Annotated in this window: 8 protein-coding genes; 6 read left to right on the top strand and 2 right to left on the bottom strand. The window is 74.7% G+C overall.

The window, feature by feature from the left end; genetic code table 11:
• The 3 genes from AB0L40_RS12680 to AB0L40_RS12670 form a co-directional block, all read left to right on the top strand.
• The coding region (locus AB0L40_RS12680; RefSeq protein WP_364354487.1) for a hypothetical protein at nt 1–180 on the top strand (180 nt) is incomplete at its 5' end.
• Between the two features lie 3 nt (nt 181–183).
• The gene (locus AB0L40_RS12675) at nt 184–1086 is read left to right on the top strand and encodes a DNA-formamidopyrimidine glycosylase family protein (protein ID WP_364354484.1); all 903 of its coding nucleotides are present in this window, start codon (nt 184–186) and stop codon (nt 1084–1086) included.
• 152 nt (nt 1087–1238) lie between these two features.
• Complete coding sequence (locus tag AB0L40_RS12670) at nt 1239–3083, top strand: GMC family oxidoreductase (RefSeq protein WP_364354481.1); 1845 nt, start codon at nt 1239–1241, stop codon at nt 3081–3083.
• 235 nt (nt 3084–3318) lie between these two features.
• Here the strand turns inward: AB0L40_RS12670 and AB0L40_RS12665 are convergent, their stop codons facing one another.
• Nucleotides 3319–4272 carry an NADP-dependent oxidoreductase gene (locus AB0L40_RS12665; RefSeq protein ID WP_364354478.1) on the bottom strand — a complete coding sequence of 318 codons (954 nt, stop codon included), beginning with the start codon at nt 4270–4272 and terminating at the stop codon, nt 3319–3321.
• 189 nt (nt 4273–4461) lie between these two features.
• Between AB0L40_RS12665 and bcp the strand changes: the two genes are divergently transcribed.
• Nucleotides 4462–4944: a thioredoxin-dependent thiol peroxidase gene (gene bcp, locus AB0L40_RS12660; protein ID WP_364354475.1), complete on the top strand. Its 483-nt coding sequence runs from the start codon at nt 4462–4464 to the stop codon at nt 4942–4944.
• Here bcp and ddaH read toward each other — a convergent pair whose 3' ends face one another.
• Nucleotides 4945–5727 carry a dimethylargininase gene (ddaH, locus tag AB0L40_RS12655; protein WP_364354472.1) on the bottom strand — a complete coding sequence of 261 codons (783 nt, stop codon included), beginning with the start codon at nt 5725–5727 and terminating at the stop codon, nt 4945–4947. It lies immediately after the preceding gene.
• Between the two features lie 245 nt (nt 5728–5972).
• Between ddaH and AB0L40_RS12650 the strand changes: the two genes are divergently transcribed.
• Together AB0L40_RS12650 and AB0L40_RS12645 are read left to right on the top strand one after the other, a co-directional pair.
• Complete coding sequence (locus tag AB0L40_RS12650; protein WP_364354469.1) at nt 5973–6470, top strand: DUF4188 domain-containing protein; 498 nt, start codon at nt 5973–5975, stop codon at nt 6468–6470.
• Nucleotides 6471–6618: 148 nt separating this feature from the next.
• The gene (locus AB0L40_RS12645; protein WP_364354466.1) at nt 6619–7143 is read left to right on the top strand and encodes a hypothetical protein; all 525 of its coding nucleotides are present in this window, start codon (nt 6619–6621) and stop codon (nt 7141–7143) included.
• Nucleotides 7144–7156 lie beyond the last annotated feature (13 nt).

Here is a 7156-nt window from a genome sequence, read left to right as displayed (position 1 = left end):
GTCGACAACACCCAGGGCAACCTGCAGGCGCTGCCGAACGGCAACTGGTTCGTCGGCTGGGGCGGGACGGGACGGAACGTCTCCGAGTTCTCGGCGGTCGCGGTGATCGCCGTCGAGGGCTCGCGCGCGGAGCTGCGGGGGCTGCTCGGCCCCGACGTCCTGTCCCGGGTGCGGGGCTGATCGATGCCCGAGCTGCCCGAGGTCGAGATCACGGCGCGGCTCCTCTCCGCCGCGCTGGCCGGCGCCACCGTCGACTCCGCCCGCGCGCCGGGCCTCGCGACGATGCAGACGTTCAAGCCGCCGCTGGACGCGCTCGCCGGCGCCACGCTGGAGCGGATCGAGCGCCGCGGCAAGATGCTGCTCGTGTGGTTCGCGGGCGGCGGCCTGGTGACCGACGAGCATCCCGAGGGTCGCGCGGGCCTGCTGATCCACCTGATGAGCGCCGGGCGCCTGCAGCTCTTCGAGAAGCGGGCGACGATGAAGGACCGCACCGCCCGCATCGTGATCCGCCTGGACGGCGGCGCGGACGGCTTCGACGGCGAGCGCGAGCTGCGGCTGAAGGAGTTCGGCACCCGCCAGGCGGCGTGGGGGCGGCTGCTGCGCGAGGCGGACGTGGCCGCCGACGAGCGCCTCACGACGCTCGGGCCCGAGGCGTGGCCGGACACGCCGGACCTCTCGATCCTGCCGCCGCGGCGCACGCTGCGGGGCGCGCTGCGCGACCAGCGCGTGATCGCGGGCATCGGCCGCCGCTGGGTGGACGAGGTCCTCTGGGAGGCGAAGATCGCCCCGCTGCGCCGGGCCGGGGACCTCGACGACGACGAGCGCGCGGTGCTGCGCGAGGCGATCCGCTCCCGCCTGGACGAGGGCATCGCGGGCTACGTCCGGGACCTGAAGCTGCCGCTGAAGGACAAGATGCCGGTCCCCGAGCGCGTCCACGGCCGCGCCGGCGAGGCCTGCCCGCGCTGCGGCGACACGATCCTCGCCGTCCACTACGAGTCGGACGAGATGGCCTACTGCCCGACCTGCCAGACGGGCGGCAAGCCGTACAAGGACCGCCGCTTCTCGCGCCTGCTGAAGGAGGGGTGAGGCGGCGCGCGGGGGAGGGCTCCGCCCCGGCCGCCCGCTCCGCCGTCCACGAAAGCTGACGCCACCGTCACCACCCGCTAAGGTGACACTGGCGTCATTCTTTTCGGATCCCGCCCTCACGAGGGGTCCGACGGCAGGGAAGAGAGAGCGGCATGGCAACGACGGCAGGCGACAGGTCCTCGAACGGCGGCGGCGCCACGGGCAGCGGTCCGATCAGCGGCGTCGCGCGGACCACCGGCGACGACGGCGCCTTCGACACCGACTGGGTCGTCATCGGCTCGGGCTTCGGCGGCTCCGTCAGCGCGCTGCGCCTCAGCGAGAAGGGCCACCGCGTCACCGTCCTGGAGCGCGGGGAGCGCTTCGAGGACGAGGACATGCCGAAGAGCAGCTGGGACCTCCGCCGCTACTTCTACGCGCCCCGCTTCGGCCTGCGCGGTCTCTTCCGCCTGACGACGTTCAAGGACGTCTTCATCATGAGCGGCGCCGGCGTCGGCGGCGGCTCGCTCGTCTACGCGATGACGCTCTACGTGCCGCCGAAGGCGTTCTTCGAGGACCGCCAATGGGCCGACCTCGCCGACTGGCGCACCGACCTGGCCCCGCACTACGAGACCGCCCAGCGGATGCTCGGCGTCACCGACGTGACCGCGGACGACCCGGCCGACCAGCTGCTCAAGGAGTACGGCGAGGAGATCGGCGTCGGCCACACGTACCGCAAGGCACGCGTCGGCACGTACCTCGAGAACGACGGCGTGGAGGTCGACGACCCGTACTTCGGCGGCGAGGGCCCCAAGCGCGTGGGCTGCTCGTCGATCGGCCGCTGCATGCTCGGCTGCCCGCAGGGCTCGAAGAACTCGACGACGAAGAACTACCTGTACTTCGCCGAGAAGAAGCACGGCGCGCGGATCGAGGCCGGCCGCGAGGTCGTCTCGCTGACCCCGCTGAACGGCACCGACGGCACCGACGGCTGGCAGGTCGTCACCGAGCGCACCGGCGCCCGCTGGCGCAAGGACCGCCGCGCGATCCGCGCCCGCGGCGTCGTCGTCTCCGGCGGCGCGCTCGGCACCAACGAGCTGCTCGCCCGCTGCAAGATCAACGGGGACCTGCCGAAGATCTCCGACCGCCTCGGCGGGCTGGTGCGCACCAACAGCGAGGCGATCCTCGGCGTCACCGTCCCGGAGGGTCGCGCCGACGCGCTGGCCAAGCGCGTCGCGATCACGTCGTCGATCTACCCCGACCCGCACACGCACATCGAGACGGTCACCTACGGCGCGGGCGGCGGCGCGATCCGCGGCCTCTTCACCGTGATGACCGGCAACGGCACGCGCCTGACCCGGCCGCTGAAGTGGCTCGGCCAGATCGCCCGGCACCCCAGGTGGCTGTTCGAGCTCCTGTTCTCGAAGAACTGGTCGCAGCGCACGATCGTCGTGCTCGTCATGCAGTCGCTGGACAACTCGATCAGCCTCGTCGCGAAGGGCCGCAAGGACGGCCGCGTGAAGCTGCAGACGCGCCAGGACCCCGACCACCCGAACCCGACGTTCATCCCCGCCGCCAACGCCTTCACCGCATGGCTGGCGCGCAAGACCGGCGGCGTCCCGGGCTCCTCGACCACGGAGGCGCTGTTCAACATCCCGTCGACCGCCCACATCCTCGGCGGCGCCCCGATCGGCAAGGACCGCGACCACGGCGTCATCGACAAGGACCACCGCGTCTTCGGCTACGAGAACCTCCTCGTCTGCGACGGCGCGGCGATCCCGGCGAACGTCGGCGTCAACCCGTCGCTGACGATCACCGCGATGACCGAGCTGGCGATGTCCCGCATCCCGGCCAAGGGCGGCATCGCCGCCCCGGAGCCGATCGGCCGCCTGGCGATCCCGGGCAAGACGGCGTCCGGCGAGCCGGAGCCGCTCCCGGTGTCGCACACGCTCGCCGGAGCGATCCAGGAGCAGGGCCTGTCGGCCGCGCAGGCCGACGCGGCGGAGCACCCGACGCCGGCCTGAGGGGCGGGCGGGCCGGCGCCGAGGCGCCTGGGGCGCGGCGGCGGTGGCCGAGGCGCGGGCCGCGGCGGGGCTGGGGCCCCGGCGAGACGCGGTGGGTGGTCGTCCCTCCGTCGCCCACGGCGAGGGAATCGCGACCACCCCCGCGGTGCCGACGTGGCGGTACGGGCCTGGTCGTCGTCGCATCTCCCACGGCGAGGGAATCGCGACCACCCCCGCGGCGCCGGGGCGCCCGCGGTCAGTCGATCGTCAGGACGATCTTCCCGCGGGTCCCGCCCGACGCCACGAGCTCGTGGGCGCGGGCGGCGTCCGCCAGCGGGAGGGTCTCCGAGACGTGGGGCTTCAGGGCCCCGCGCTCGACCGACCCGGTGAGCAGCTGCAGCTCGAGGCCGTCGGGCGCGACGAAGACGAACGGGTCGTTGACGCCCTCGGGCGTCACCGGGCGGTTCGCGGCCGGGAGCGTCACGATCGTCCCGCCCGGACGCAGCGTCGAGACCGCCGGCTCGCGGGCCGGCCCGCCGAAGGCGTCCAGCACGAGGTCGACCGGCGCGATCCCCGCGGCCCAGTCCGGTTGGGTGCGGTCGACGATCTCGTAGGCGCCGAGCCCGCGGACGAAGTCGACGTTGTCCGGCGACGCCACGGCGATCACATGGGCGCCCAGGTCCGCGGCGATCTGGACCGCGAGGTGCCCGACGCCGCCCGCCGCGGCGGTGATCAGCACGCGCTGGTTCGTCTCGAGACCCCCGGCGTCGACCAGCGCCTGCCAGGCCGTCAGGCCGCCCATCGCGAGCGCCGCGGTGTGCACGTCGTCCAGCGACCGCGGCGAGCGGCTGATCTGGGACACGTGGGCGACCGCGTACTCCGCGTAGGCGCCGGCGGGGTAGGGGAACGCGACGGTGCCGAAGACACGGTCGCCCTCGGCGAACCGGGCCACGCCGAAGCCGGCCTCGACGACCGTGCCCGCGAGGTCCCAGCCCGGGATCCACGGCCAGCCGTCGTCGCCGACGAAGCGCGCGGAGCCCGCTCCCGACCGCGTCTTCGCGTCGACCGGGTTGACGCCGGCGGCGGCGACCCGGATCAGCACCTGGCCCGGACCGGGGGAGGGCCGCGGCACGTCGCGGAGCTCCAGGACGTCGGGGTCGCCGGGGGCGACGGCGACGATCGCGCGCATGGTGTCGGGGAGGTCGGGCATGTCCGGGACTCTGGCACGACGCGGACCGGTTCCCGGCGCGGCCGGCGCGGTCCCGGCCCCCCGGCCTCGAGGTCGAGCTGCCCGGGCCGGCCTTTCGCCCGACGCGCCCGGCGTGCCGCTCCCGGTCCGCCGCAACCCGTCTGACAGGATCCGCCTCGACGGCCCCACCCCCGACCGAAGGACCTTCCCGTGCCCCTGCCCGAGATCGGCCAGACCGCCCCCGACTTCACCCTCCCCGACGCGTCCGGCACGCCCGTGGCGCTCGCGGAGCTGCGCGGCACCTGGGTCGTCGTCTACTTCTACCCCAAGGCCTCGACGCCGGGCTGCACGACGCAGGCGTGCTCGATCCGGGACCACCGGGCGGACTACGAGCAGCGCGGCGCGCGGGTCCTGGGCGTGTCGCCGGACCCGGTGGCGAAGGTCGCGAAGTTCGTCGAGAAGGAGTCCCTCGACTTCACGCTGCTGGCCGACGAGGACCACGCGGTCTGCGAGGCGTACGGCACGTGGGTCGAGAAGTCGATGTACGGCAAGAAGTACTGGGGCTCGACCCGCTCGACCGTGATCGTGGACCCCGAGGGCGTCGTCCGGGAGGTCTTCCCGAAGGTCAAGCCGGCCGAGCACGACGCGAAGGTCCTGGCGGCGCTCGACGCGCTCCAGGGCGCCGTGGCCTGATCAGCGTCCCGGCGACTCCCGCACCCGCACGGACAGGCAGGTGACGCAGCCCTCGAGCTTCTCGAACTCCGAGATGTCGACGGCGATCACCTCGTAGCCCCGGTCCGCGTACATCGCGGCGCTGTCCGGGGCCGCGGCGGACATCAGGATCCGGCCCTCGCCGAGGTCGACGACCTGGGCGCCCAGCGCGTCGGGGACGCCGACGAAGCGCGGGAAGAACGACGGGTCCTCGACCAGCGGGGCGTGGCCGACGATCGTGCCGTCGGGCAGCGCGGTCAGCGCCGACTTCAGGTGCAGGGCGCGCGGGCAGGGGACGGCCACGACGTCCAGGCCCCGCGGGGTCAGCAGGCGGCGCAGCTGCCCGACGGCGCCCGGCGTGGTGCGCGTCCCCCGGCCGACGTAGACCGTGCGGCCGACCTTCAGCACGTCGCCGCCCTCGAGCGACCCCGGGCCCTCGACCGCCGCGGTCGGGTACCCGAGGGCCTCCAGCACGCCGGCGGTCGCGACCTGCTCGCCGAGACGCTCCGGGGTCGCGGGCCGGGCGACCACGGCGAGCCCGCCGAAGAGCACGACGGTGTCCTCGACGAAGTGGGCGTCCGGGTACGCGGGCGCCGGCGGCACCTCGACGACGTCCCAGCCGTGGTCGGCCAGCGCGGCGACGTACCCCGACCACTGCCGCAGGGCGAGCTCGACGTCGACCGGCCGGCGGTCCAGGTGCGTCAGCAGCCCCTCGGCCAGGCGCTCGGTCGGGCGACGGACCAGGGCACGGCGGATCGCGGTCATGCAGGCATGGTGCCGCACGGCCGGAGCGACGGACCCGCGCGACGCCCCGGGTCCCGCCCGGCCGATCTCCGCGTCCGGCTCCGCCCTGGCCCCGACCCCCGACCCCGGCCCCCGACCCGACCCTGCCCCCCGACCCGACCCCCGACCCGACCCGGCCCCGCCCCGCCCCCCCCCGACCCGACCCCGCCCGGCGTCATCGCCCGACCGATCCCCGCCTCGGCCCCGCCCGATCTAGGCTCGCGCCCATGAAGGCCGTCACGGGGCGCCACGCCGCCCGGATCGAGGGGGACTTCGTCGTCTTCCTGATCGGGTTCCGGATCAACCGGCCGTGGCAGGTCCGCCGCTGGGTCCCGGTGCTGCTCGCGATGCCGCCGATGATCCGGGAGCTCGAGGCCGCGCCGGAGCGGGGCCTGCTCGCCGCCCACCTGGGGTGGATGTTCGGGGGCCTCACGTACGTGCAGTACTGGCGGTCGTTCGAGCAGCTCGAGGCGTACGCCCGGGCGCCGGACGCGGAGCACCTGCCGGCGTGGGCGCGCTTCAACCGCCGGATCCGCGGCACGACGGCGGTCGGCGTCTACCACGAGACCTACCGGGTGCGGGCGGGCGAGTACGAGGGCGTCTACGTCGACATGCCACCGACGGGACTGGCGACGGCGGGCGAGCACGTGCCGGTCGGCTCCACGAGCACCGCCGCGGGACGGCTGGGGCTGCGGGACGACGACCGGGCGCCGGTCGAGCCCTGAGCCTCGTCACCGGCGCTCCGGACCAGGCCTCGTGCGCGAGTCGGTCGAGCCCTGACGCGACCTCCCGGTCCCTCGGGCCGGACGTCCCGCACGCGGCGGGCGCGACGGCTCACGGCGAATCCCGATCCGGATCGCTACTTTTTCACCGATGCTCAACCGCCTCGTCCGCCCCACGTCCGCGATCGCCCTGGCGGTCGTCGCCGGTCTCGGGCTCTCGGCCTGCGGCGGGAACGACGACGACGAGAGCAACCCCGGTGCCGGCCCGGTGCCGGCCGCGACGACTCCCGCGGGCGCCGGTGCCCCGCGCAAGAAGGTCGCCGCCGGTTCGCCGGAGGGCGTCGTGACCCGCTACATCGAGGCGTTCAGTGCGGGCGACGGCAAGGCCGTCTGCGCGCTCTACACGCCGGCCCAGCGGCGCCGCGTCGCCAAGGCGGCCGGCTCCACGTGCGCGTCCGGGATCAACACGGCCTTCCAGCAGGGGGGCGCGGAGGACGGCTTCAACCAGTCGCTAGGCAACCTCCGGGTGGCGTCCTCCAACGTCGACGGCAAGGCCGCGACCGTCCGGCTGATCGCCGTCCAGGGCGCCTCGGGGGCGAGCTCCGGACAGCCGCTGGACATGAAGCTGGCGAAGTCCGGCAAGACCTGGCGGATCGACCGCCCCAGCGGCCGCTGACCCCGGCGGGCCC

It is taken from the genome of Patulibacter sp. NPDC049589 (genome assembly GCF_040675535.1).
In the GTDB taxonomy this organism is placed as follows: domain Bacteria; phylum Actinomycetota; class Thermoleophilia; order Solirubrobacterales; family Solirubrobacteraceae; genus Patulibacter.
Note: the sequence above shows the minus strand (reverse complement) of the source record. Positions and strands in the feature narration are given on the sequence as shown.

Bases quoted from the DNA above. Each gene is read 5' to 3' on its own strand.
- AB0L40_RS12675 (WP_364354484.1), top strand. From the start codon at position 184: ATGCCCGAGCTGCCCGAGGTCGAGATCACGGCGCGGCTCCTCTCCGCC.
- AB0L40_RS12670 (WP_364354481.1), top strand. From the start codon at position 1,239: ATGGCAACGACGGCAGGCGACAGGTCCTCGAACGGCGGCGGCGCCACG.
- AB0L40_RS12665 (WP_364354478.1), bottom strand. From the start codon at position 4,272: ATGCCCGACCTCCCCGACACCATGCGCGCGATCGTCGCCGTCGCCCCC.
- ddaH (WP_364354472.1), bottom strand. From the start codon at position 5,727: ATGACCGCGATCCGCCGTGCCCTGGTCCGTCGCCCGACCGAGCGCCTG.
- AB0L40_RS12650 (WP_364354469.1), top strand. From the start codon at position 5,973: ATGAAGGCCGTCACGGGGCGCCACGCCGCCCGGATCGAGGGGGACTTC.
- AB0L40_RS12645 (WP_364354466.1), top strand. From the start codon at position 6,619: ATGCTCAACCGCCTCGTCCGCCCCACGTCCGCGATCGCCCTGGCGGTC.